General features: G+C 41.1%; 21 protein-coding genes. 18 read left to right on the forward strand and 3 right to left on the reverse strand.

Going from position 1 to position 26,959, the window contains the following annotated elements:
* Positions 1-104 precede the first annotated feature (104 nt).
* On the reverse strand, positions 105-1,559 hold the full coding sequence (locus HT724_RS09335) for an alpha-amylase (protein WP_173275040.1): 1,455 nt from the start codon (positions 1,557-1,559) through the stop codon (positions 105-107).
* A gap of 178 nt (positions 1,560-1,737) precedes the next feature.
* Here HT724_RS09335 and HT724_RS09340 point away from each other — a divergent pair, with 178 nt between their 5' ends.
* From HT724_RS09340 to ezrA, 9 genes are all read left to right on the forward strand, one after another.
* Positions 1,738-2,487 carry an ABC transporter ATP-binding protein gene (locus HT724_RS09340; RefSeq protein WP_050242125.1) on the forward strand — a complete coding sequence of 250 codons (750 nt, stop codon included), beginning with the start codon at positions 1,738-1,740 and terminating at the stop codon, positions 2,485-2,487.
* Positions 2,468-4,102, forward strand: coding sequence for a hypothetical protein (locus tag HT724_RS09345; protein WP_173275042.1), 1,635 nt, complete (start codon positions 2,468-2,470; stop codon positions 4,100-4,102). Before HT724_RS09340 ends, HT724_RS09345 begins: the two co-directional genes overlap by 20 nt.
* A gap of 571 nt (positions 4,103-4,673) precedes the next feature.
* Positions 4,674-5,603 (forward strand): peptidase U32 family protein, encoded by a 930-nt coding sequence (locus tag HT724_RS09350; RefSeq protein ID WP_173275045.1) that lies wholly within the window; start codon positions 4,674-4,676, stop codon positions 5,601-5,603.
* Between the two features lie 199 nt (positions 5,604-5,802).
* The gene (locus tag HT724_RS09355) at positions 5,803-8,253 is read left to right on the forward strand and encodes a bifunctional DnaQ family exonuclease/ATP-dependent helicase (RefSeq protein ID WP_173275047.1); all 2,451 of its coding nucleotides are present in this window, start codon (positions 5,803-5,805) and stop codon (positions 8,251-8,253) included.
* A 36-nt stretch (positions 8,254-8,289) separates the two neighbouring features.
* Complete coding sequence (locus tag HT724_RS09360) at positions 8,290-9,513, forward strand: FtsW/RodA/SpoVE family cell cycle protein (RefSeq protein WP_173275050.1); 1,224 nt, start codon at positions 8,290-8,292, stop codon at positions 9,511-9,513.
* 10 nt (positions 9,514-9,523) lie between these two features.
* The gene (locus HT724_RS09365; protein WP_023938224.1) at positions 9,524-10,078 is read left to right on the forward strand and encodes a DJ-1 family glyoxalase III; all 555 of its coding nucleotides are present in this window, start codon (positions 9,524-9,526) and stop codon (positions 10,076-10,078) included.
* A gap of 84 nt (positions 10,079-10,162) precedes the next feature.
* On the forward strand, positions 10,163-10,726 hold the full coding sequence (locus HT724_RS09370) for an HAD family hydrolase (protein ID WP_031222428.1): 564 nt from the start codon (positions 10,163-10,165) through the stop codon (positions 10,724-10,726).
* Positions 10,727-10,740: 14 nt separating this feature from the next.
* A complete protein-coding gene (gyrB, locus tag HT724_RS09375) occupies positions 10,741-12,687 on the forward strand; it encodes a DNA topoisomerase (ATP-hydrolyzing) subunit B (protein WP_173275053.1) in 1,947 nt (648 codons plus the stop codon).
* Positions 12,688-12,768: 81 nt separating this feature from the next.
* Positions 12,769-14,496 (forward strand): septation ring formation regulator EzrA, encoded by a 1,728-nt coding sequence (gene ezrA, locus HT724_RS09380; RefSeq protein WP_057487212.1) that lies wholly within the window; start codon positions 12,769-12,771, stop codon positions 14,494-14,496.
* Positions 14,497-14,680: 184 nt separating this feature from the next.
* On the opposite strand, the gene HT724_RS09385 is transcribed toward ezrA, so the two are convergent.
* Positions 14,681-14,980 carry a DUF1827 family protein gene (locus HT724_RS09385; protein ID WP_000767194.1) on the reverse strand — a complete coding sequence of 100 codons (300 nt, stop codon included), beginning with the start codon at positions 14,978-14,980 and terminating at the stop codon, positions 14,681-14,683.
* A gap of 233 nt (positions 14,981-15,213) precedes the next feature.
* A complete protein-coding gene (locus HT724_RS09390) occupies positions 15,214-16,485 on the reverse strand; it encodes a PLP-dependent aminotransferase family protein (protein ID WP_173275031.1) in 1,272 nt (423 codons plus the stop codon).
* A gap of 141 nt (positions 16,486-16,626) precedes the next feature.
* On the opposite strand from HT724_RS09390, the gene budA reads away from it, so the two are divergent.
* The 9 genes from budA (at position 16,627) to alaS (ending at position 26,871) form a co-directional block, all read left to right on the forward strand.
* A complete protein-coding gene (gene budA, locus HT724_RS09395; protein ID WP_000360311.1) occupies positions 16,627-17,358 on the forward strand; it encodes an acetolactate decarboxylase in 732 nt (243 codons plus the stop codon).
* A gap of 9 nt (positions 17,359-17,367) precedes the next feature.
* On the forward strand, positions 17,368-18,120 hold the full coding sequence (locus HT724_RS09400) for a YhfC family glutamic-type intramembrane protease (protein WP_173275033.1): 753 nt from the start codon (positions 17,368-17,370) through the stop codon (positions 18,118-18,120).
* A 113-nt stretch (positions 18,121-18,233) separates the two neighbouring features.
* The gene (gene murB / locus HT724_RS09405; protein WP_173275034.1) at positions 18,234-19,139 is read left to right on the forward strand and encodes a UDP-N-acetylmuramate dehydrogenase; all 906 of its coding nucleotides are present in this window, start codon (positions 18,234-18,236) and stop codon (positions 19,137-19,139) included.
* A gap of 159 nt (positions 19,140-19,298) precedes the next feature.
* Complete coding sequence (locus tag HT724_RS09410) at positions 19,299-20,456, forward strand: ABC transporter ATP-binding protein (RefSeq protein ID WP_000742913.1); 1,158 nt, start codon at positions 19,299-19,301, stop codon at positions 20,454-20,456.
* The gene (locus HT724_RS09415) at positions 20,437-21,243 is read left to right on the forward strand and encodes an ABC transporter permease (RefSeq protein ID WP_138700326.1); all 807 of its coding nucleotides are present in this window, start codon (positions 20,437-20,439) and stop codon (positions 21,241-21,243) included. Before HT724_RS09410 ends, HT724_RS09415 begins: the two co-directional genes overlap by 20 nt.
* Positions 21,240-22,013 carry an ABC transporter permease subunit gene (locus tag HT724_RS09420; RefSeq protein ID WP_000712740.1) on the forward strand — a complete coding sequence of 258 codons (774 nt, stop codon included), beginning with the start codon at positions 21,240-21,242 and terminating at the stop codon, positions 22,011-22,013. Before HT724_RS09415 ends, HT724_RS09420 begins: the two co-directional genes overlap by 4 nt.
* Positions 22,010-23,080, forward strand: a complete 1,071-nt coding sequence (locus HT724_RS09425) for an ABC transporter substrate-binding protein (RefSeq protein ID WP_173275036.1) — start codon at positions 22,010-22,012, stop codon at positions 23,078-23,080. The genes HT724_RS09420 and HT724_RS09425 overlap by 4 nt, the downstream gene beginning before the upstream one ends.
* 665 nt (positions 23,081-23,745) lie before the next feature.
* Positions 23,746-24,231, forward strand: coding sequence for an LURP-one-related/scramblase family protein (locus HT724_RS09430; RefSeq protein ID WP_000847068.1), 486 nt, complete (start codon positions 23,746-23,748; stop codon positions 24,229-24,231).
* A 21-nt stretch (positions 24,232-24,252) separates the two neighbouring features.
* Complete coding sequence (gene alaS, locus HT724_RS09435) at positions 24,253-26,871, forward strand: alanine--tRNA ligase (RefSeq protein WP_173275038.1); 2,619 nt, start codon at positions 24,253-24,255, stop codon at positions 26,869-26,871.
* The last annotated feature ends 88 nt before the right edge of the window (positions 26,872-26,959 follow it).

The raw sequence follows: 26,959 nt of genomic DNA on the forward strand, positions 1-26,959 counted from the left end.
TCTTTGATTTTCATTGAGTTTAAAGATCTATCCATTTGGGTAGGTCTTTTTGTGAATGCAAAAAAGCCAAATCCGATTGGACCTGGCTTAATTATCATTGGATATTAGATTGTATTGGCTGCCCAGACACTTACAGATCTTTCTGAGACTGGGAATTGTCCATAACCTTCCTCATCAATTGTAATTTGACCTTGGTGGTTTCCAAGTAAATCTACAAAGGTTTGGTTAGCCCATTCTTGGCCGACAAACATTGACTTGCTGTTTTCTTGGTCATTTGAGATAAGGACTGCGATTGGGGATTGATGTTCAGCACCTGAACGTACCCAACCGATACAGTTAGCATCATCAAAGTAATCTGTTTGTTCTCCATAGGCCAAATCTTTTCGGATGGTTAGGAGGCGGTCAAGGACTTCTTTGAAATCTTGTTGAGCATATTGTCCTGAAATCCCATAGTAGTCTCCGTAAAAGACACATGGAAGGCCATTTTGGCGTAACAGAATGAGGGCATAGGCTGCTGGTTTGAACCATTCTTCAACGGTAGACTCAAGAGCCTGACCACGTTGGGTATCGTGGTTGTCGACAAAAGTCACCGCCTTGTCAGGCTTGAGTTCAACCAGGCTATCTGTGAAAATGCCACGAAGGTCATAGCTGGAACCTGCTCGGCTAGCATCAAAGAGATTCTGGTGGAGACGAACATCGACAAGGTCAAAGCGTTCTTCCGTTTTTTCGAGATAGTCCAGATTGGCTTCCTTGTCTGGGTTCCAAAATTCACCAAAAACATAGAAATCCTCACCGTATTTTTCCTTCATATCGCGGATGAAATTGCGCATAAAGAAAGAATCGATATGTTTGACAGCATCCAAGCGGAAACCAGCTACACCAGTCGTTTCCATGAACCAGTCAGCCCAGTCATAGATATTTTGGATAACTTCAGGATGTTTAAAGTCTAGGTCGGCATACATGAGGTAGTCGTAGTTACCGTTTTCATTATCGACCAATTCCTCGTTGGCCCAGCCCTTGTTGTCCCCTTGGATGAGGTAAATCCCGGATTTACGGCGTTTGGCATCATAGTCTGTACCTGTGAAGTGGTACCAGTGCCAGTGGAAGTCATTGTAGGTATCTTGGCGACCATCAAAGGTAAAGCTAGTCCAGCCATTGATGGTGAAAGGTTCCCCAAGTTCAACTGTACGGTCAACCGGATCCACTTCGATAACTTGAAAGGCTTCCATATGATCGGCCGCAGCCTTGTGGTTGAGTACCACATCGGCCATAGGCTGGATTCCCTGTGCTTTTAGGGCTTGAATGGCTTGAAGATAGTCTTCTTTAAAACCATACTTGGTGCGGACAGTTCCTTTTTGGTTAAACTCTCCTAGGTCAAATAGGTCATAGACCCCATAGCCGACATCTTTTTCATTGGTCGCCTTAAAAGCTGGTGGCATCCAGACATGACTGATGCCGAGATTAGCTAGGTGTGGAGCATCTTCAGCCAGACGCGTCCAGTGCTGACCGTCGTGGGGCAGATACCATTCAAAGTATTGCATGAGTGTTTGATTTTGCATGATGTTTCCTCTTACTTGTCAATCTTGTTCTTTATTCTATCATAAAGTATCTCTTAGGGCAAACGTTTGCGTAAGATAGAAGGAAACTATTTTAACTACTTAAAATAAAGTATTGATTTTTTTGTATCAAAGTGCTAGTATAATAGTATGTAATATAGATAAAGATAGGAGTCATCCCATGATTGAATTTCAAAATGTTAGTAAGTTGTATGGTGATAAAGAGGCTTTGAGCAATCTCAATTTGCAGATTGAAAATGGGGAGATTATGGGCTTGATTGGTCATAATGGTGCTGGAAAATCGACCACTATAAAATCCCTAGTCAGTATCATTTCACCCAGCAGTGGTCGTATTTTGGTAGACGGTCAGGAGTTATCGGAAAATCGCTTGGCTATTAAACGAAAGATTGGCTACGTAGCAGACTCGCCTGACTTGTTTTTACGCTTAACGGCCAATGAATTTTGGGAATTGATCGCCTCATCCTATGATCTGACTAGCTCTGACTTGGAGGCTAGTCTAGCTAGGCTATTGAGTGTTTTTGATTTTGCTGAAAATCGTTATCAGGTTATTGAAACCCTTTCTCACGGAATGCGTCAGAAAGTCTTTGTCATTGGGGCACTCTTGTCTGATCCTGATATTTGGGTCTTGGACGAACCCTTGACTGGTTTGGATCCCCAGGCTGCCTTTGATTTGAAGCAGATGATGAAGGAGCATGCGCAAAAAGGCAAGACGGTCTTGTTTTCAACCCATGTCCTAGAGGTGGCAGAGCAAGTCTGTGATCGGATTGCCATTTTGAAAAAGGGGCATTTGATTTATTGTGGTAGCGTAGAGGACTTGAGAAAAGACCACCCAGACCAGTCTTTGGAAAGTATCTACCTTAGCCTTGCTGGTAGAAAAGAGGAGGTTTCAGATGCGTCTCAAGGTCATTAAAAAATTAGTTGATATCAATATCCTCTATTCATCTCAAGAAGCTAATCTGGCTAACCTACGAAAGAAGCAGGCTAAGAATCCTGGGAAAAAAGTAAATGTTTCCGCTAGAGTCCTAAGTTCTTACATTTTTTCAAGTCTCTTGATGCTTTTCATGTTTATAAATATAGCCTTTCGTTTTCCTTTTGAGGAAATGCCAAGTTTTTTTAGTAGCATGGTTGCTATTTTACTGGTGCTTGCCTTTTCAACTTCTTTCACTGCATTTTACAATGTCTTTTATGAGAGTAAGGACTTGGTATCGTATAGATCCTATGCCTTTAAAGAATCAGAGATTATAATTGCTAAAGGACTGTCTGTCCTCTTGCCAGCTCTGCCTGGAATTGTACCAATCCTAGCTTATTTTCTAGTCCTCTATATTAGGCTAGCACCTTCTCTTTGGCTGGGCTTGCCTTTGATGCTGCTGTCCTTGACCCTATTATTTGTCTCTGTTACTTTAGTGATGGTAGTGGCAGTACATTTCTTGGCTCAGACTAGGGTCTTCAGAAAGTATCAGTCTATTTTTTCGAATGTGATGATTGGGATAGGAGTTCTCATACCTTTAATATTTGTCCTCTTTCTACAGTCGACTTTTGGAAGTATTGTTGACAAAGTTAGAGACATTCCATTTCTCCTTTATCCTCTTCATATCTTTTACAAAATAGCAGTGGAGCCTTTTTCGACAGAAGCCATACTGGGTCTGCTCGCTTGGATAACTCTAACTGTCTTCTTACTTTACCTGACCAAAAAGAAGGTTCTTCCTCATTTTTATGACGTGATTCTGCTTAACAGTGAGGAGAAGGTCAAGAAAGAACGTCGCAGTAAGGAGAGAATTTCAACTACTAAAAAGGGATTTTTCCGTATGGTTTTACGCTACCACCTCACCCTCTTGGGACAGGGGACTGGCGTGATTACAGTGCTTTTTACAAGTGCTTTCCTTCCTTATCTCATGATGATCGGTCTGATTTCCAAAATCCGAGATTCTCAGATAGTTCCAGACATTTATCCTCCATACTGGTTACCCTTGTTTTTTGTAGGAGTGTTTATAGCAGTTGTCAATAACAATATCACCAGCCTGCATTCAATTGCCTTGTCCTTGGAGAGGGAAAATGTTGATTTTCTTAAGAGTTTACCCTTTGATTTTGCTCGTTATGTGAAAGTGAAATTTTGGATTATATTTGCTGTCCAGTCTTTTTTACCAGTTCTGACTTTACTTGGCCTTTCTCTATATCTAGGCTTGCCCATCCTTTCGATGATTTACCTTCTTGTAGTCTGGATCCTTGCCAGTGTCATCCTTTCTTGCCACCATTACCTTAAGGACGTGAAAAATTTGTCAACCAATTGGAGTAACATTACGGACCTGGTGAACCGTTCAAATGGTATAGTAGCAATAGTTTTACTCTTAATTTATAGTGTTATCTTAATGATTTTAGTCATAGCAAGTTTGTTCTTGGTTCGGTCTCTCGCCCCTGTCCTTGCCATCAGCTTGGGAGTAGGAGTTCTTATCCTTTTGCTTGCTCTTGCTATTTTTGGCTATCATTACTACCTGTCACGCATATTGACAGAAATAGAAAAAAGATGAGATAGTTGGTCGCTTGCTTGATAAATTTTATAAAAAGAAATGAGGCTGAGCAAAAAATCACTTCTAACTAGCAAAAAAACGAGTATTTCCGTAGAGATACTCGTTTTTCTATGCCGTTTTTGTTATCATAAAAACAAAACGACTAGAAATTTATAACAATGTATAAATTCTACAGCATCAATTGCTTAAATTTGGGACTAGATCTTATCTATGATATTTTGAAGATTAATGGAGCTTGAGATGTTTGCTATTTATGGATAGCATATAAAATCATTGTTACTGGCAAGCTCTCTCATGCTTTTGGGTTTGCCTTTCATCTAGTTATTCTTATAAAAATCCGTTTTATACTCAATGAAAAACAAAGAGCAAACTAGGAAGCTAGCCTCAGGTTGCTCAAAGCACCGCTTTGGGGTTGCAGATAAAGCTGACGTGGTTTGAAGAGTATTAGACTAATTTCCACTTTGGTAAGTCAAGTGGAAGTCACTTTGAGAAATTAGCCTGAAATAATTCCTATTTGTAAAACTCTGATAAGTCTTGGCTGATTTTCCAGAAATGTGGTATAATTTTTCTTATGGAAAAGATTATCATTACAGCAACTGCTGAAAGTATTGAACAAGTTAAACAACTGCTCGAAGCTGGCGTAGACCGTATCTATGTCGGTGAGAAAGATTTTGGCCTTCGTCTGCCAACAACCTTTAGTCATGACCAATTGCGTGAAATCGCTAATCTGGTTCATGATGCTGATAAGGAATTGATTGTTGCAGTCAATGCTCTCATGCACCAAGACATGATGGATCGTATCAAGCCCTTCCTCGATTTCTTGGAAGAAATTAAGACAGACTACATTACGATTGGGGATGCAGGTGTCTTTTACGTAGTCAACCGCGATGGTTATTCATTTAAGACCATCTACGATGCATCAACCATGGTAACTAGTAGTCGTCAGATAAACTTCTGGGGACAAAAGGCTGGCGCATCTGAGGCTGTTTTGGCGCGTGAAATTCCATCGGCTGAACTTTTCAAAATGCCAGAAATTTTGGAAATTCCTGCTGAAGTGTTGGTTTACGGTGCCAGTGTCATCCATCATTCTAAACGTCCGCTCTTGCAAAACTATTATAACTTTACGCATATCGATGATGAAAAGACGCGCAAGCGTGATCTCTTCTTGGCTGAGCCGAGTGACCCAGAGAGCCACTATTCCATTTTTGAAGACAATCATGGTACCCACATCTTTGCCAACAATGACCTTGATTTGATGACCAAATTGACAGAATTGGTGGAGCATGGTTTTACTCACTGGAAATTAGAAGGTCTCTATACACCTGGTCAGAACTTTGTTGAGATTGCAAAACTCTTTATACAAGCGCGTAGCTTGATTCAAGAGGGCAACTTTAGCCATGACCAAGCCTTCTTGCTGGATGAAGAAGTGCGCAAGTTACATCCTAAAAACCGTTTCCTTGATACAGGATTTTATGATTACGATCCTGACATGGTTAAATAAAGTAAATGATTCGTTGAGAGAAGGAAGATGCAAATATTTCTTCTCTCAATTTTTCTTATTCTCCAATATTTTCAAAAAAATCAGCAGGCTAGGATGCTCTGTTTGCTGGGATTTTTAACACAAGTAACCTTCTTGAGTTTGAAAATTATCCTATGTTTGCAGGTGCCAAATAGCCCTTTTTTTGGTATAATTTTTTATAATGAAAACGATTGGTAATCGCTATGTTGTGGTGGATTTAGAGGCAACTAGCACAGGTAGTAAGGCTAAAATTATCCAAGTGGGAATTGTCGTGATTGAGGACGGAAAAATCGTTGATCACTATACGACGGATGTCAATCCACATGAACCCTTGGATGCTCATATCAAAGAACTGACAGGATTGACAGACCAACGTCTGGCGCAAGCACCTGATTTTTCGCAAGTTGCTAGAAAAATCTTTGACTTGGTAGAGGATGGGATTTTTGTAGCCCATAATGTTCAGTTTGATGCAAATCTCTTGGCGGAAAATTTATTTTTTGAAGGTTATGAGCTAAGAAATCCTCGTGTTGACACGGTCGAATTGGCCCAGGTCTTTTTCCCTGAACTGGAAAAATATAGTTTGCCGATATTGTGCCGGGAATTAGGAATTCCTCTTAAGCACGCCCACACAGCCCTTTCAGATGCCAAAGCTACTGCGGAATTACTTCTTTTTTTACGAGAAAAGATGGCACAACTTCCTAAAGGACTCTTGGAACGCTTGCTGGAAATGGCTGACGCCCTCCTATATGAGTCCTACCTGGTTATTGAAGAAATTTATCGCAGCCAATCTATTCTGAGTTCTTCAGATTTGGTCCAAGTTCAAGGACTGTATTTCAAGAAAACTGCAGATCCCATGGAGTCACGAAAACTATCTCAAGATTTTTCTAAAAATATTTCTCTGTTGAATCTTGAAGTGAGGGAGGAGCAAGAAAATTTTGCTAAAGAGGTTGGCTTGCTATTGAAAGATGAGCCTGTATCATTAATTCAAGCGCCGACTGGGATTGGGAAAACTTATGGCTATCTCTTATCCGCTTTATCTCAAGCCAAAGAGCATCAGATTGTCCTTAGCGTTCCGACAAAGATTCTTCAAAATCAAATCATGGAAGAAGAAGGTAAACGTCTCAAGGAAGTGTTCCATATAGATATTCATAGTTTAAAGGGGCCTCAAAATTATTTGAAGTTGGATGCCTTTTATCGTTCCTTGCAGGAAAATGATGAAAATCGCTTATTTAGACGCTTTAAAATGCAAGTCTTGGTCTGGCTGACAGAGACAGAGACAGGAGATTTGGATGAAATTGGTCAACTCTACCGTTACCAACATTTTCTAACAGATCTTCGTCATGACGGGAATTTATCATCTCAAAGCTTATTTGTGACGGAAGATTTTTGGAAACGTAGTCAAGAAAGGGCAGAGACTTGCAAGCTTTTAGTGACCAATCATGCCTATCTTGTAACCAGACTTGAAGATAATCCTGAATTTGTCAGTGACCGTTTACTGATTATCGATGAAGTTCAAAAAGTTTTGTTGGCTTTAGAAAATCTGCTTCAAGAGACCTACGATATCCAGTATATTATTGATTTAGTTGATAAGGCCTTACTGGAGGAGCAAAATAAGGTCCAGCAACGAATACTAGAAAGTATTCGCTTTGAGTGCTTCTACTTGATAGAACAATTTCAGTCTGGTAAATCTAGGAAAAATATCTTAGATTCTCTAGCCAATCTCCATCAGTATTTTTTAGAATTAGAAGTAGAAGGTTTTGAGGAACTGGTTCGCTATTTTACAGCTGACCGAGATTACTGGCTTGAAGCAATTGAAACGAGTCAAAAGAAAATTCAAATTTCTTCTACAAAATCTGGCCGTATTCTTCTGTCCTCTTTAATACCTGAGAGTTGTCAAGTCTTGGGAGTATCGGCTACTCTTGAGATTAGTCAGAGAGTTTCTTTGGCCGACCTTTTAGGCTATCCTGAAGCCAAATTTGTCAAGATTGAAGCTCGTAGAAAACAGGACCAAGAAGTGGTCTTGGTCAAAGATTTCCCTCTGGTGACAGAAACTTCCTTAGAAGTCTATGCCAAAGAGGTAGCTGATTTACTAGTGGAAATTCAAGCTTTCCAGCAACCGATTTTGGTTCTCTTTACCGCTAAAGATATGCTTCTAGCAGTTTCAGACATACTTCCTGTAAGCCATCTGGCCCAGTATAAAAATGGGGATGTTCATCAGCTAAAGAAGCGCTTTGAAAAAGGAGAACAACAAATCTTGCTTGGTGCAGCAAGTTTCTGGGAGGGAGTTGATTTTTCAAGTCATCCTTTTGTGATTCAAGTTGTACCAAGACTTCCTTTCCAAAATCCTCAAGAGCCCTTGACGAAAAAGATCAATCAGGAACTAATTCAAGAATGGAAAAATGCCTTTTATGATTATCAATTGCCAATGGCCATTATTCGTTTAAAACAGGCTTTGGGAAGAAGTATGAGACGTGAACACCAACGTTCCTTAACCCTCATTCTGGATAGAAGAATCGTCGGAAAACGATACGGCAAGCAAATAGTGACTTCTCTAGCAAAAGAAGCGACTGTTAAAACCGTCTCTCGATCCGAAGTTGATGAAGCTGTTGATAAATTTTTAAATGAACTTTGATAAATAGTATTGTATGAAAGTATAAGGTTAGTGTATATGAAACGTTCTCTCGACTCAAGAGTCGATTATAGTTTGCTATTGCCAGTATTTTTTCTACTGGTTATTGGCGTGGTGGCTATCTATATAGCTGTTAGTCATGATTATCCAAACAATATTCTGCCCATTTTAGGGCAGCAGGTCGCCTGGATTGCCTTGGGGCTTGTGATTGGTTTTGTGGTCATGCTCTTTAATACAGAATTTCTTTGGAAAGTAACCCCCTTTCTGTATATTTTAGGCTTGGGACTCATGGTCTTGCCAATTGTCTTTTATAATCCAAGCCTAGTTGCATCAACAGGTGCCAAAAACTGGGTATCGGTAAATGGTGTTACCTTGTTCCAACCGTCAGAATTTATGAAGATATCCTATATCCTCATGTTGGCCCGTGTGATTGTCCAGTTTACCAAAAAACATAAGGAATGGAGACGCACGGTTCCGCTGGACCTTTTATTAATTTTTTGGATGATTGTCTTTACCATTCCAGTCCTAGTTCTTTTGGCACTTCAAAGTGACTTGGGGACGGCTTTGGTTTTTGTAGCCATTTTCTCAGGAATCGTCTTGCTATCAGGAGTTTCTTGGAAAATTATTATCCCAGTATTTGTTACTGCTGTAACAGGAGTTGCTGGTTTCTTAGCCATCTTTATTAGCAAGGACGGACGAGCTTTTCTTCACCAGATTGGAATGCCGACCTACCAAATCAATCGGATTTTGGCTTGGCTCAATCCCTTTGAGTTTTCCCAAACAACCACTTACCAGCAGGCTCAAGGGCAGATTGCCATTGGGAGTGGTGGCTTATTTGGTCAGGGATTTAATGCTTCGAATCTGCTTATCCCAGTTCGAGAGTCGGATATGATTTTCACGGTCATTGCAGAAGATTTTGGATTTATTGGCTCTGTCCTTGTTATCGCCCTTTATCTCATGCTGATTTACCGTATGTTGAAGATTACTCTTAAATCAAATAACCAGTTCTACACCTATATTTCCACAGGTTTGATTATGATGTTGCTCTTCCACATCTTTGAGAATGTCGGTGCTGTGACGGGCTTGCTTCCTTTGACGGGGATTCCACTGCCTTTTATTTCGCAAGGAGGATCGGCTATTATCAGTAATTTGATCGGTGTTGGCTTGCTTTTATCGATGAGTTACCAGACAAATCTAGCTGAAGAAAAGAGCGGAAAAGTCCCATTCAAGCGGAAAAAGCTTGTATTAAAACAAATCAAATAAGGAGAAAATCATGGTAAAAGTAGCAGTTATGTTAGCTCAGGGCTTTGAAGAAATTGAAGCTTTGACAGTTGTAGATGTCTTGCGTCGTTCAAATATTACTTGTGATATGGTTGGTTTTGAAAAGCAAGTAACGGGTTCGCATGCAATCCAAGTAAGAGCAAATCATGTCTTTGATGGAGATTTATCAGACTATGACATGATTGTTCTTCCTGGCGGTATGCCTGGTTCTGCACATTTGCGCGATAATCAGGCCTTGATTCAAGAGTTGCAAAGATTCGAGCAAGAAGGGAAGAAACTAGCAGCCATTTGTGCGGCACCAATTGCCCTCAATCAAGCAGGGGTATTGAAAAACAAGCAGTACACTTGTTATGATGGTGTTCAAGAGCAAATCCTTGATGGTCACTACGTCAAGGAAACAGTAGTGGTAGATGGTCACTTGACAACCAGTCGAGGTCCCTCGACAGCCCTTGCCTTTGCCTACGAGTTGGTAGAGCAACTAGGAGGAGACGCAGAGACTTTACGAACAGGAATGCTCTATCGAGATGTCTTTGGTAAAAATCAGTAAAACGGGAGTTATTCTCTCGTTTTTTATGTGGAAAAATCAGGGAAATCATCGCTTTTTTCATAAAAAAATGCTATAATGAAGGGTATGAAATATCACGATTATATCTGGGATTTAGGTGGAACTTTACTGGATAATTATGAAATTTCAACAGCTGCATTTGTTGAAACATTGGCACTGTATGGCATTATACAAGACCATGACAGTGTCTATCAAGCTTTAAAGGTTTCTACTGATTTGGCGATTGAGACATTCGCTCCCAATTTAGAGAATTTTTTAGAAAAGTACAAGGAAAATGAAGCCAGAGAGCTTGAACACCCGATTTTATTTGAAGGAGTTTTTGACCTATTGGAAGACATTTCAAATCAAGGTGGCCGTCATTTTTTGGTCTCTCATCGAAATAATCAGGTTTTGGAAATTTTAGAAAAAACCTCTATAGCAGCTTATTTTACAGAAGTGGTGACTTCTAGCTCAGGCTTTAAGAGAAAGCCAAATCCCGAGTCCGTGCTTTATTTAAGAAAAAAGTATCAGATTAGCTCAGGTCTTGTCATTGGTGATCGACCGATTGATATCGAAGCAGGTCAAGCTGCAGGACTTGATACCCACTTGTTTACCAGTATCGTGAATTTAAGACAAGTATTAGACATGTAAGAAAAAGGAATAAGATGACAGAAGAAATCAAAAATCTGCAGGCACAGGATTATGATGCCAGTCAAATTCAAGTTTTAGAGGGCTTAGAGGCTGTTCGTATGCGTCCAGGGATGTACATTGGATCAACCTCAAAAGAAGGTCTTCACCATCTAGTCTGGGAAATTGTTGATAACTCAATTGACGAGGCCTTGGCAGGATTTGCCAGCCATATTCAAGTTTTTATTGAGCCAGATGATTCGATTACTGTTGTGGATAATGGGCGTGGTATTCCAGTCGATATTCAGGAAAAAACAGGTCGACCTGCCGTTGAGACTGTCTTTACTGTCCTTCACGCTGGAGGAAAATTTGGCGGTGGCGGATACAAGGTTTCAGGTGGTCTTCACGGCGTGGGGTCGTCAGTTGTTAATGCCCTTTCAACTCAATTAGACGTTCATGTTCACAAAAATGGTAAGATTCATTACCAAGAATACCGTCGTGGTCATGTTGTCGCAGATCTTGAAATAGTTGGAGATACGGATAAAACAGGAACAACGGTTCACTTCACACCGGACCCAGAAATTTTCACTGAAACAACAATCTTTGATTTTGATAAATTAAATAAACGGATTCAAGAGTTGGCCTTTCTAAATCGCGGTCTTCAAATTTCCATCACTGATAAGCGCCAAGGTTTGGAACAAACCAAGCATTATCATTATGAAGGTGGGATTGCTAGTTACGTTGAATATATCAACGAGAACAAGGATGTAATCTTTGATACACCAATCTATACAGACGGTGAGATGGATGATATTACAGTTGAAGTAGCCATGCAGTACACAACAGGTTACCATGAAAATGTCATGAGTTTCGCCAATAATATTCATACACATGAAGGTGGAACGCATGAACAAGGTTTCCGTACAGCCTTGACACGTGTTATCAACGATTATGCTCGTAAGAATAAGTTACTGAAAGACAATGAAGACAACCTAACTGGGGAAGATGTCCGCGAAGGATTGACTGCAGTTATCTCAGTTAAACACCCAAATCCACAGTTTGAAGGACAAACTAAGACCAAACTGGGGAATAGCGAAGTGGTCAAGATTACCAATCGCCTCTTCAGTGAAGCCTTCTCCGATTTCCTCATGGAAAATCCACAGATTGCCAAACGTATCGTGGAAAAAGGGATTTTGGCTGCCAAGGCTCGTGTGGCTGCCAAGCGTGCGCGTGAAGTCACCCGTAAAAAATCTGGTTTGGAAATTTCCAACCTTCCAGGTAAACTAGCAGACTGTTCTTCTAACAATCCTGCTGAAACAGAACTCTTCATCGTCGAAGGAGACTCAGCTGGTGGATCAGCCAAATCTGGTCGTAACCGTGAGTTTCAGGCTATCCTTCCGATTCGCGGTAAGATTTTGAACGTTGAAAAGGCAAGTATGGATAAGATTCTAGCTAACGAAGAAATTCGTAGTCTTTTCACAGCGATGGGAACAGGATTTGGAGCAGAATTTGATGTTTCGAAAGCCCGTTATCAAAAACTTGTTTTGATGACCGATGCCGATGTCGATGGAGCCCATATTCGTACCCTTCTTTTGACCTTGATTTATCGTTATATGAAACCAATTCTAGAAGCTGGTTATGTTTATATCGCCCAACCACCAATCTATGGTGTCAAGGTTGGAAGCGAGATTAAAGAATATATTCAGCCAGGAGCAGATCAAGAAATTAAACTCCAAGAAGCCTTGGCTCGCCATAGTGAAGGACGTGCCAAACCAACCATTCAGCGTTATAAAGGTCTGGGTGAAATGGATGATCACCAATTATGGGAAACAACCATGGATCCCGAACATCGCTTGATGGCTAGAGTTTCTGTAGATGATGCTGCAGAAGCAGATAAAATCTTTGATATGTTGATGGGGGATCGAGTAGAACCTCGTCGTGAGTTTATCGAAGAAAATGCTGTCTATAGCACGTTGGATGTCTAAAAAATTGGGAGAAGTAGTTCCCTTGGTCTAAAAAATATGATATAATCATTACGATTGTTTCAAGTAAAAAAGGAGTTTGATATGTCTAATGGACAACTAATTTATTTAATGGTTGCAATTGCAGTCATTTTAGTTCTGGCTTATGTAGTGGCAATCTTTCTACGTAAGCGAAACGAGGGAAGATTAGAGGCGCTAGAAGAAAGAAAAGAAGAACTATACAATCTTCCAGTAAATGATGAAGTAGAAGCTGTAAAAAATATGCACTTGATTGGACAAAGTCAAGTGGCTTTCCGTGAATGGAATCAAAAATGGGTCGATTTATCTCTCAACTCTTTTGCCGATATTGAAAATAATCTCTTTGAAGCAGAAGGCTATAACCATTCATTTCGTTTTCTCAAGGCCAGTCATCAAATTGACCAAATTGAGAGTCAAATTACTTTGATTGAAGAAGATATTGCTGAAATTCGCAATGCTTTGGCAGACTTAGAGAAGCAAGAATCTAAAAATAGTGGTCGTGTTCTTCATGCTTTGGATTTATTTGAGGAACTTCAGCATAGAGTTGCTGAAAATTCAGAACAGTATGGTCAAGCCTTGGATGAAATTGAAAAACAATTAGAAAATATCCAATCTGAATTTTCACAATTTGTAACCTTGAATTCATCGGGTGACCCAGTAGAAGCTGCTGTGATTTTGGATAATGCTGAAAATCATATCTTGGCTTTGACACATATTGTTGATCGTATACCAGCAATTGTAACAACATTATCTAAAGAGCTACCAGATCAACTAGAAGATTTAGAAGATGGTTATCGTAAACTAATTGATGCTAATTATCATTTTGTTGAAACGGATATTGAAGCACGTTTCCACTTGCTTTATGAAGCATTCAAGAAAAACCAAGAGAATATTCGCCAGTTGGAATTGGATAATGCCGAATATGAGAATGGACAGGCACAAGAGGAAATCAATGCCTTGTATGATATTTTTACTCGAGAAATTGCTGCTCAGAAAGTAGTGGAAAATTTACTTGCAACTCTTCCAACTTACCTTCAACATATGAAAGAGAATAATACTTTATTGGGAGAAGATATTGCACGTTTGAGCAAGACCTATTTACTTCCTGAGACAGCTGCAAGCCATGTTCGTCGTATTCAGACAGAATTAGAGAGTTTTGAGGCAGCTATTGTTGAGGTAACTTCAAATCAAGAAGAACCAACCCAAGCTTATTCAGTTCTTGAAGAAAATCTTGAGGATTTACAAACTCAACTAAAAGATATTGAAGATGAGCAAATTTCAGTTAGTGAGCGCCTGACGCAAATTGAGAAAGATGATATCAATGCACGTCAAAAGGCCAATGTTTATGTCAATCGTCTCCATACTATCAAGCGATACATGGAAAAACGCAATCTGCCAGGTATTCCACAAACTTTCTTGAAGTTATTCTTTACGGCAAGCAATAATACCGAGGATTTAATGGTTGAGTTAGAACAAAAAATGATTAACATTGAATCTGTTACCCGAGTTCTTGAAATTGCAACGAATGATATGGAAGCTTTAGAAACGGAAACTTATAATATTGTACAATATGCAACCTTAACAGAGCAACTCTTGCAATATTCTAACCGCTATCGCTCATTTGATGAACGCATTCAAGAAGCATTTAACGAAGCTTTAGATATTTTTGAAAAAGAATTTGATTATCACGCTTCATTTGACAAGATTTCTCAAGCATTAGAAGTGGCAGAGCCTGGTGTAACCAATCGCTTTGTTACCTCATATGAGAAAACACGTGAAACGATTCGTTTTTAATAAAAGAAAAAGATTTGATTGTGTGAGGAGCAGAATCAAATCTTTTTTATAGTAATATCTTTAGCAAAAGAATTCAAAATGATAAAAACGCATAATAGCAGATGTAGAAAATCTTGCTACTATGCGTTTTATTATGGAAAGACTTACTGTATTCTTTCTCAAGTCGAGTTTTTACTCAATTTCCTTACTTGATTGGGATTGAAATTCCAATTAATTTTTCTGAGTAGAGTGTCTTGATATTGGCTTCATCAATAGAGTCCTTATCAATTTTACGTTTCAAGAAAAATTCTTGAATGGTTTCGATTTCAGGCTCACGAATAGCACGGTGTTTGTTTGAGATGAGGATTTCATAGTGAAGCGGAGCTTGGGTAAAAATAACATCAGTATTTCCTGCTGAGTAAACCTCAACAAGGGTTGCATCTGTACTTTCTAGCTGGCTTTTTACAAGTTGCGAGTGTGAGTTTGTCGTATTGATAAGCTTCATAACATTTCCTCCGATTTTCTAATTCTATTATAGCACTTTTTGAATAAAGTCGCTTGATTTATACTCAATGAAAATCAAAGAGCAAACTAGGAAGCTAGCCGTAGGCTGCTCAAAACACAGTTTTGAGGTTGTAGATAAGACTGACGAAGTCAGTGACCATATCTACGGTAAGGCGACGCTGACGTGGTTTGAAGAGATTTTCGAAGAGTATAAGAAAAAAGCAGAGTTGGAAGTCAGTCCAATTCTGCTTTTAAATAGTTTAAAACCTTTTCCAGATTTTCTAAGGACACCTTGGCAAATTGATAAGGACAGGCACCCAAGTAAGCCTCTTCAAAGAAATCCAAGCCCAGTTGGCTGTGCTTGAGACTGGCAATTTTAGGGTATCGTCTGAGATCAAGTAATAAACCATCATGTAGAGGGAAATGAGGAAGGGGGCAAGGAGTGTTAGCTAGTCTTTCCTCGATTTGTTTTTGGTAAGTTTCCTGATTGGCCAAGCGAGCTAGCCGATTTTTCTCAAACAGTTGACTGTCAATATAGAGTGACAGGGCCTTTTGCATGATGAGGTTACTGTCGTAGTCTAGGATATTTTTGTAGGCTACAAAGGCTTCTTTGATAGCATTTGGCATAATGAGTGCTGTTATCCGCAGGGCTGGAAAGAGGCTGGTTGAGAAGGACTTGATATAAATGACGTGCTCCTCTGTATCCAGATAGTGGAAGGTCTGACCCTTTTTAGAGTCCAAATCCCCCAGATAGTCGTCTTCGACGATATAAACATTATATTTGGCTGCTAAGTCAAGAATAGCTCGTTTTTCCTGCTCAGAATAGGAATGCCCCAGAGGATAGTGAAAACGAGGAATGGTATAGAAAAACTTAATTGTTCCTGTTTTGAAGTGACCTTCCAGCTCCTCCAAGTCAATCCCATCAATACCTCGTTCAATGGTTTGATAGTCCAATCCCTGAGCAATCAATAGGCGATTCATCCGATGGTAGGTCGGCTGTTCCACCAAGATTTCCTTTGCTTGGCTAGGAAAGGATATTTGAGAAAGGATAAACAAGGCTTGCTGGGTTCCAGAAGTCAGTACCAGTTGATCAGCCTTGCAGTAGAGAGCTTGATCAAAGAGGAGTTTATGAATGGATTGTCTTAGGTCTTCTAATCCTTCTTGGTTGTCATAGTAGTTGAAGAGGTAGTTTTCTCGGCCAATCAAGGTTTCATTGACACAGAGTCGGAAATCGTCATAGGCGCTGGCGTGTTCGTCCGTAACCTCGATTTCTAGGTCCTGGTGTTGTCCTTGTTCTAGGACATAGTAGCCACTCTGGGGCTTGGAATAGAGGTATTGTTCGTGCCGTAATTCCAGTAGGGCGCGTTGAATAGTGTCCTTGCTACAATGAAAGTCAAGGCTCAGTTGACGGATAGAAGGCAGGCGGCTTCCCGTTGGAAAGCGTCCAGACTCGATACCGTTTTTCAGATAGGAAACGACCTCTTGGTACTTGCTTTGTTTCTTCATTCCAGACCTCCCTTGATTTTGTTACATTGTACCTTTTTTTTTCCTTCTTGGCAATGTCTAGGGTGTTTCTCTCGTTCACATCTAGGGGCAAATGTGGTATACTTAGGAGTAAGATTTATAGAATAACAGACAAGAAAGAGAATGGATAAGAACGTGCAGGAACCAGTGAAATTATTTCAATACAATACCCTTGGAGCCTTGATGGCTGGCCTTTATGGTGGGACCATGACAGTAGGAGAATTGCTAGAGCATGGTGACCTTGGCTTGGGAACCTTGGATTCCATTGATGGAGAATTGATTGTCTTAGATGGCAAGGCTTATCAGGCAAAAGGGTCAGGAGAGCAACCAGAAATTGTGGAAGTGTCGCCAGATGCCCTTATTCCTTACGCAGCAGTAGTACCGCATCAGGCAGAGGTCATTTTCCGTCAGCGCTTTGAGATGACAGACAAGGAATTGGAAGAGCGAATCGAGTCTTATTATGACGGGGAAAATCTTTTCCGCTCTATCAAGATTCGGGGGGAATTTTCACATATGCATGTGCGTATGATTCCCAAGTCGACACCAGATACCAAGTTTGCTGATGTCGCAACCCATCAACCTGAATATAGTCGTGACAATGTTGCGGGAACCATCGTTGGTTTCTGGACGCCAGAGATTTTTCATGGTGTCAGTGTGGCAGGCTATCATCTCCACTTCATCTCAGATGATTTGACCTTCGGTGGGCATGTCATGGACTTTGTCATCAAGGAAGGCATTATCGAGGTGGGAGCAGTTGACCAATTGGATCAACGTTTCCCAGTCCAAGACCGTCAATACTTGTTTGCTAAGTTCAATGTTGACGAGATGAAAAAAGATATTGAAAAGGCGGAATAGGAGAAGAAAATGACCATTCATACTATCATTACCATGGTGTTGTTGCTAGCTTTCTTGATAGGAAGCATTTGGTATGCCAGAAAGAAATACCAGATTAATTTAGCTGTTTTGGGCTTGGGAGCTGTTGCCTTCTTTGTCTCTTCACAGATTTTAGAAAAACTGGTGCATATATTTGTTTTGCATCCTCAAAAAGACGGTAGTATTGCCCTCTTGCAAGACCATCCGCTTCTCTATATCATCTATGGCCTAGCCATGGCAGCATTTTTTGAGGAAACAGCTCGCCTTGTTTTCTTCAAATGGTTGGAGAAAAAGAGAAGTTTGGAAAAGGCAGACGCCTTGGCCTATGGGTTAGGGCATGGTGGCTTGGAGTTGATTTACCTGGGTCTTACTAGTTTGATTAATCTCTACATCGTTCTCTCAGCAGTTCAAACTCAGAATCCACAGGTCATGCAATTGCTGTCTGAAAATATGTTGAAGACCATTCAGTCGCTATCAGTCTGGCAGATTTATTTGCTTGGTTTTGAGAGAATCTTGGCGCTAGGTTTCCAATTACTCTTGACTGTTTGGGTTTACCAAGCTGTTCGCCAGAAGAAATGGATTTATCTCCTAGCAGCCTATGGCCTACATGCCTTTTTTGACCTAGTACCATCTCTAGCTCAAGTAGGATGGATTACAAGTCCAGTCTTGGTTGAAGTTGTCCTAGCACTTGAACTTGTTCTGGTTGCCTATGGAACAAAGGCTATCTTTTGCAAAAAATCATAAGAAAAAGAGGGGAACCTCTTTTTTTGTGCAAAAAGCAAACAAGGTCTTTTTATGGTCGTCAAATGGTCTTAAAAATGGTATAATGGAATGAATTTTGAAAAAGGAAGAGTAACATGACAGTAAGAGAAAAAATGCTTGAAATCTTAGAAGGGATTGATATCCGTTTCAAAGAACCCTTGCATAGCTATAGTTATACAAAAGTAGGTGGAAAGGCTGATTATCTGGTCTTTCCACGAAATCATTTTGAGTTGGCACGCGTTGTCAAATTTGCCAATCAAGAAAATATCCCTTGGATGGTTCTTGGCAATGCTAGCAACATCATCGTTCGTGATGGTGGAATTCGTGGATTTGTCATCTTGTGTGACAAGCTCAATAACGTTTCTGTTGATGGCTATACTATTGAAGCTGAAGCTGGTGCTAACTTGATTGAAACAACTCGCATTGCCCTCCGTCATAGTTTGACTGGTTTTGAGTTTGCATGTGGCATTCCTGGAAGTGTCGGTGGTGCTGTCTTTATGAATGCGGGTGCCTATGGTGGCGAGATTGCCCACATCTTGCAGTCTTGTAAGGTCTTGACCAAGGATGGAGAAATCGAGACTCTGTCTGCCAAGGACTTGTCATTTGGTTACCGCCATTCAGCTATTCAGGAGTCTGGTGCAGTTGTCTTGTCAGCTAAATTTGCCCTAGCCCCAGGAACACATCAGGTTATCAAGCAAGAAATGGACCGCTTGACGCACCTACGTGAGCTCAAACAACCTTTAGAATATCCATCTTGTGGTTCGGTCTTTAAGCGTCCTGTTGGTCATTTTGCAGGTCAGTTAATTTCAGAAGCTGGCTTGAAAGGCTATCGTGTCGGTGGCGTAGAAGTGTCAGAAAAACACGCAGGATTTATGATCAATGTCGCAGACGGAACGGCCAAAGACTACGAGGACTTGATTGAGTCTGTGATTGAAAAAGTCAAGGAACACTCAGGTATCACGCTTGAAAGAGAAGTCCGGATCTTGGGTGAAAGCAAGTAGGACACTTTAGTTGAAAAGCTGCTGCTATGTCATGGAAAGGAGGTGAAAGCCTATCGTTAGTGCAGAAGAATGTAGGCAGTTCAATCTCCTACACGAGGTAGTAGCGGCCTGACAGAGCCCTGATCTGTTAATCTATGAAAAAGAAGGAATAAATGACAATTGAAAAAACCAATTATTGAATTCAAAAACGTCTCAAAAGTTTTTGAAGACAGCAACACCAAGGTTCTCAAAGATATCAACTTTGAGTTGGAAGAGGGGAAATTTTATACTCTTCTAGGCGCATCTGGTTCAGGAAAATCAACTATCCTAAACATCATTGCAGGTTTACTAGATGCGACGACAGGAGATATCATGCTAGACGGTGTCCGAATTAATGATATCCCAACCAACAAGCGAGACGTCCATACCGTCTTTCAATCCTATGCCTTGTTCCCACATATGAATGTGTTTGAAAATGTTGCCTTTCCACTTCGCTTGCGTAAAATTGACAAGAAAGAAATCGAGCAGCGCGTAGCGGAAGTTCTCAAGATGGTTCAGTTGGAAGGTTACGAAAAACGTTCTATCCGTAAACTTTCTGGAGGACAACGTCAGCGTGTGGCTATTGCCCGTGCCATCATCAATCAACCCCGTGTGGTTTTGCTGGACGAGCCTTTGTCAGCGCTGGACTTGAAATTAAGAACAGACATGCAGTATGAACTGCGTGAACTGCAACAACGATTGGGCATTACCTTTGTCTTTGTCACTCACGATCAGGAAGAAGCTCTGGCTATGAGTGACTGGATTTTCGTTATGAATGATGGCGAGATTGTCCAGTCTGGAACACCTGTGGACATCTACGATGAGCCGATTAACCATTTTGTTGCGACCTTTATCGGTGAGTCAAATATCTTGCCAGGAACCATGATTGAGGACTACTTGGTTGAGTTTAACGGCAAACGCTTTGAAGCGGTCGATGGGGGGATGAAACCAAATGAACCTGTTGAGGTTGTTATTCGTCCAGAGGACTTGCGCATTACCCTTCCTGAAGAAGGCAAGCTCCAAGTTAAGGTGGATACCCAGCTCTTCCGTGGGGTTCACTACGAGATTATTGCCTATGACGAACTTGGAAATGAATGGATGATCCACTCGACTCGTAAGGCCATCGTGGGTGAGGAAATCGGTCTGGACTTTGAACCAGAAGACATCCATATCATGCGTCTCAACGAAACCGAAGAAGAGTTCGATGCCCGTATCGAAGAATACGTGGAAATCGAAGAGCAAGAAGCAGGTCTGATCAATGCAATCGAGGAGGAAAGAGATGAAGAAAACAAGCTCTAAACTCTTTGTAGTGCCCTACATGCTCTGGATTGCCCTCTTTGTGCTGACACCCTTGGTCTTGATTTTCGGTCAATCCTTTTTCAACATTGAAGGCCAGTTCAGTTTAGAAAATTACAAATCCTACTTTGCGTCACAAAACTTGACCTATCTAAAAATGAGCTTTAACTCTGTACTCTATGCAGGAATTGTGACCTTTGTAACCCTGCTCATCAGCTATCCGACAGCCCTCTTTTTGACCCGTCTCAAGCACCGTCAACTCTGGCTCATGCTGATTATTCTGCCGACTTGGATCAACCTTCTTCTTAAGGCCTATGCCTTTATTGGGATTTTTGGTCAGAATGGCTCTATTAACCAATTCTTGGAATTTATCGGAATTGGTTCGCAACAGTTGCTCTTTACTGATTTCTCCTTTATCTTTGTCGCAAGCTACATCGAGCTTCCTTTTATGATTTTGCCGATTTTCAATGTCTTGGATGATATGGACAACAATCTCATCAATGCCAGCTATGACCTCGGTGCGACCAAGTGGGAGACCTTCCGTCATGTTATCTTCCCTCTGTCTATGAACGGAGTGAGAAGTGGGGTCCAATCTGTCTTTATCCCCAGCTTGAGTCTCTTCATGCTGACCCGTTTGATTGGTGGGAATCGCGTTATCACCTTGGGGACAGCCATTGAGCAGAACTTCCTGACCAATGACAACTACGGTATGGGTTCAACCATCGGTGTAATTCTCATCTTAACCATGTTCATCACCATGTGGGTGACCAAGGAAAGGAGAGAACGATGAAAAAATTTGCCAACCTTTATCTGGGACTGGTCTTTCTTGTCCTCTACCTGCCTATCTTTTACCTGATTGGTTATGCCTTTAATGCAGGTAACGACATGAATAGCTTTACAGGCTTTAGCTTGAGCCATTTTAAAACCATGTTTGGCGATGGTCGCCTTATGTTGATTGTGACCCAGACCTTTTTCTTGGCCTTCCTATCAGCCTTGATTGCGACTATTATCGGAACTTTCGGTGCTATTTACATCTACCAGTCTCGTAAGAAATACCAAGAAGCCTTTCTTTCACTCAATAATATCCTCATGGTTGCGCCTGACGTTATGATTGGTGCCAGCTTCTTGATTCTCTTTACCCAACTCAAGTTTTCACTTGGCTTTTTGACTGTTCTATCTAGTCACGTAGCCTTCTCCATTCCTATCGTGGTCTTGATGGTCTTGCCACGTCTCAAGGAAATGAATGGCGACATGATTCATGCGGCTTACGACTTGGGAGCCAGTCAATTTCAGATGTTCAAGGAAATCATGCTTCCTTACCTGACACCGTCTATCATTGCAGGTTATTTCATGGCCTTCACCTATTCGCTAGATGACTTTGCCGTGACCTTCTTTGTAACGGGAAATGGCTTTTCAACCCTCTCAGTCGAGATTTACTCTCGAGCTCGCAAGGGGATTTCACTAGAAATCAATGCCCTGTCTGCCCTTGTCTTTCTCTTTAGTATTATCCTAGTTGTTGGATATTACTTTATCTCACGTGAGAAGGAGGAGCAAGCATGAAAAAACTCTATTCATTTTTAGCAGGAATTGTAGCCATTATCCTTGTCTTGTGGGGAATTGCGACTCATCTCGATAGTAAAATCAATAGCCGAGATAGTCAAAAACTGGTTATCTACAACTGGGGGGACTATATCGATCCAGAACTCTTGGAGCAATTTACAGAAGAAACCGGAATCCAAGTCCAGTATGAGACCTTTGACTCCAACGAAGCCATGTATACCAAGATCAAGCAGGGTGGAACAACCTACGATATTGCTATTCCTAGTGAATACATGATCAACAAGATGAAGGACGAAGACCTCTTGGTACCGCTTGACTATTCAAAACTTGAAGGGATTGAAAATATCGGACCAGAGTTCCTCAACCAGTCCTTTGACCCAGGCAATAAATTCTCCATTCCTTACTTCTGGGGAACCTTGGGAATTGTTTACAATGAAACCATGGTAGAGGCAGCGCCTGAGCATTGGGATGACCTTTGGAAACCAGAGTATAAGAACTCTATCATGCTTTTTGATGGGGCGCGTGAGGTGCTGGGACTAGGACTCAATTCGCTAGGCTACAGCCTTAACTCCAAGGATTCCCAGCAGTTGGAAGAGACAGTGGATAAGCTCTACAAGCTGACTTCAAATATCAAGGCTATTGTTGCCGACGAGATGAAGGGCTATATGATTCAGAACAACGCTGCAATCGGTGTGACCTTCTCTGGTGAAGCTAGCCAGATGCTAGAAAAAAATGAAAATCTACGCTATGTGGTACCGACTGAGGCCAGCAACCTTTGGTTTGACAATATGGTCATTCCCAAAACAGTCAAAAACCAAGATGCAGCCTATGCCTTTATCAACTTTATGTTGAAACCTGAAAATGCTCTCAAAAATGCGGAGTATGTCGGCTATTCAACACCAAACCTACCAGCTAAGGAATTACTCCCAGAGGAGAAAAAAGAAGATAAAGCCTTCTATCCAGATGCTGAAACCATGAAACACCTAGAAGTTTATGAAAAATTTGACCATAAATGGACAGGAAAATATAGCGACCTCTTCCTACAGTTTAAAATGTATCGGAAGTAGGAGTTAGCAGTCACGAAACGAATCAGTCAAGCTGGTTCGTTTTTTAAAAAATAAAAGGCAATTTTCGTAACGGTATCTTTTTCTATGATAGTTGCTTATTTTCTTTCTCAGTAGTATACTAAGTTTAACCTTATAGAAAGCGGTAACAAATAATGGAAGTGTCTACTTTTTTCAAAAAAGTTTCTGGCCAACCTTTTTGACTGTTCAGCAAACTGTTATACTATTACATTTAAAAGATGGTTTGGATCGACAATACCTAACAACTGAGTCCATATATTGGGTGATAGGCACCTTTATATTTGTAAATATTTTAGTGGCTGTGTTTAGTAATATGAAAATTGGTGATAAAGAAAAGTAATAGCAGTAAGAATAATATATCATGAAAAAGTAATCAGAGATGTAGGGAATTGCTCTGATTCAACGGAGATCATTTCCAGTTGACGTAAGCTTAAAAAAACGTTATAATAAGAAAGTTGAGAATTGATTTTCTCTTGTCTTAGTCCAGAGAAATGGCGGTGCTGCGAGCCATCTAAGCTAGAAAGTCATGCTACTCAATTTAACAATTGCATAAGAACAAGAGAATGACAAGTTCATTGAATGAAGGTGGTACCGCGGTTTTTCGCCCTTCGTGATATGAACTTGTCTTTTGATTTTTGGAGGTGTTGATGAAAACATTTCTTGTCAAACAAAAGTTTCGTCTTGGAGGCGAACGCTTCGCTATCAAGGATGACAGGGGAGAAATTGCCTATCAGGTAGAGGGATCATTTTTTAAGATTCCCAAAACTTTTACCATCTATGATGATAATGGTGAACAGGTCAGTCAGATTAGTAAAGAAATCTTGACCTTGCTACCTCGTTTTGAGATTCATCTTCGGGATGGCTCGAGTTTTGTCATTCGCAAGAAGTTGACCTTCTGGCGAGATAAGTATGAGTTTGATAATCTAGGTCTTCGTATCGAAGGCAATATCTGGGATTTGAATTTCAAATTGCTGGATGATCGCGATCAGCTGATTGCAGAAATTAAGAAGGAACTCTTCCATCTGACCTCTACCTATACCGTAACGGTTCTGGAGGACGCTTATGCAGATCTAGTTATTTCCCTCTGTGTAGCGATTGACTATGTGGAAATGCTGGAAAGCCAATCACATTAAACAAGTAAATAAGGAGACAATATGAAACAACTATCTAGTGCACAAGTACGCCAAATGTGGCTTGACTTCTGGGCGACCAAAGGTCACTCTGTAGAACCATCAGTGAGTTTGGTTCCTGTAAATGACCCAACACTTTTGTGGATCAACTCTGGGGTAGCAACGCTTAAGAAATACTTTGATGGGACTATTATCCCAGAAAATCCACGTATTACCAATGCGCAAAAAGCTATCCGTACCAACGACATTGAAAACGTAGGGAAGACTGCACGTCACCATACTATGTTTGAAATGTTGGGGAACTTCTCTATCGGTGATTACTTCCGTGACGAAGCAATCACTTGGGCTTATGAGCTTTTGACCAGCCCTGAGTGGTTTGACTTCCCAGCTGAAAAACTTTACATGACCTACTATCCAGATGATAAAGATTCTTACAACCGCTGGATTGAAGTGGGAGTGGATCCAAGTCACTTGATTCCAATCGAGGACAACTTCTGGGAAATCGGTGCGGGACCTTCTGGACCAGATACAGAGATTTTCTTTGACCGTGGAGAAGCCTTTGACCCAGAAAATATAGGTCTTCGTCTTCTTGCAGAAGATATCGAAAACGACCGTTACATCGAAATCTGGAACATTGTTTTGTCACAATTTAACGCTGATCCTGCTGTTCCTCGTAGCGAATACAAGGAATTGCCACACAAGAACATTGATACGGGCGCTGGTTTAGAGCGTTTGGTGGCAGTTATCCAAGGGGCTAAGACTAACTTTGAAACAGACCTCTTCATGCCGATCATTCGTGAAGTGGAGAAATTGTCTGGTAAGGTCTATGACCAAGATGGCGATAACATGAGCTTCAAGGTCATCGCAGACCACATCCGTTCACTTTCATTTGCCATCGGTGATGGTGCCCTTCCTGGAAATGAAGGTCGTGGTTACGTCCTTCGTCGTCTTCTCCGTCGTGCTTCTATGCATGGTCAAAAACTGGGGATCAACGATCCTTTCCTTTACAAACTCGTTCCAACCGTTGGAAAAATCATGGAAAGCTACTACCCAGAAGTGCTTGAAAAACGTGACTTTATCGAAAAAATCGTTAAGAGCGAAGAAGAATCATTTGCCCGTACCCTTCACTCAGGTCAACACTTTGCCCAAGGCATTGTAGCTGACTTGAAAGAAAAAGGTCAATCTGTCATTGCTGGTTCAGATGTATTTAAACTTTATGACACTTATGGATTCCCAGTTGAATTGACTGAAGAAATTGCTGAAGAAGCTGGTATGACTGTAGACCGTGAAGGATTTGAAGCAGCCATGAAAGAACAGCAAGAACGCGCGCGTGCATCAGCTATCAAGGGTGGCTCAATGGGTATGCAAAATGAAACCCTTCAAAACATCACTGTAGAAAGTGTCTTCAACTACAATGCTAGCCAATTGTCTTCTAAATTGGTGGCTATCGTGGCTGACAATGCAGAAGTAGAAGCTGTATCAGAAGGAACTGCCTCACTTATCTTTGCGGAAACGCCATTCTATGCTGAAATGGGTGGACAGGTCGCTGACCACGGACAAATCTTGGATGAGTCAGGTAAGGTTGTGGCTACTGTGACCAATGTTCAAAAAGCTCCAAACGGACAAGCTCTTCATACAGTTGAAGTCCTTGTACCGCTTGCCTTGAACCAAGAATATACCTTGGCAATTGATAGCAATCGTCGTCACCGTGTCATGAAAAACCACACAGCGACTCACTTGCTTCACGCTGCCCTTCACAATATCCTTGGAAACCACGCAACACAAGCAGGATCTCTTAACGAAGTTGAATTCCTTCGCTTTGACTTTACCCACTTCCAAGCAGTAACTGCTGAAGAATTGCGTGCCATTGAACAGCAAGTCAACGAAAAAATCTGGGAAGCACTTGAAGTGAAGACAGTTGAAACGGATATTGACACTGCCAAAGAAATGGGAGCTATGGCTCTCTTTGGTGAGAAATACGGCAAGGAAGTCCGTGTTGTTACTATCGGTGACTACTCTATCGAGCTTTGTGGTGGTACCCACGTTGGCAACACTTCTGAAATTGGCCTCTTCAAGATTGTCAAAGAAGAAGGGATTGGTTCAGGAACTCGCCGTATCTTAGCAGTGACTGGTAAGGAAGCCTTTGAAGCCTACCGTGAACAAGAAGATGCTCTTAAAGCAGTCGCAGCAACCTTGAAAGCACCTCAACTTAAAGAAGTCCCTCACAAGGTAGAAGGACTTCAAGAACAACTTCGTCAATTGCAAAAAGAAAATGCTGAGTTGAAAGAAAAAGCCGCAGCTGCAGCTGCAGGCGACATCTTCAAGGACGTTAAGGAAGTCAACGGTCACCGTTACATTGCTAGCCAAGTGTCTGTATCTGATGCTGGTGCCCTTCGTACCTTTGCGGACAACTGGAAACAAAAAGACTACTCTGATCTTCTTGTCCTAGTTGCCGCTATCGGAGACAAAGTCAATGTCCTTGTAGCAAGCAAGACAAAAGACCTTCATGCAGGAAACCTTGTCAAAGAATTAGCACCAATCGTTGATGGACGTGGTGGTGGTAAACCAGACATGGCCATGGCAGGAGGAAGCAACCAAGCTAAAATCCAAGAATTGTTGGATGCGGTAGCAGGTAAATTGTAATCAAGTAATACTCTTCGAAAATCTCTTCAAACAACGTCAGCTTCACCTTGGATTTTATATGTGACTGACTTCGTCAGTCTTATCTACA

It is taken from the genome of Streptococcus sp. k-402, from assembly GCF_013277515.1.
Lineage (GTDB): Bacteria > Bacillota > Bacilli > Lactobacillales > Streptococcaceae > Streptococcus.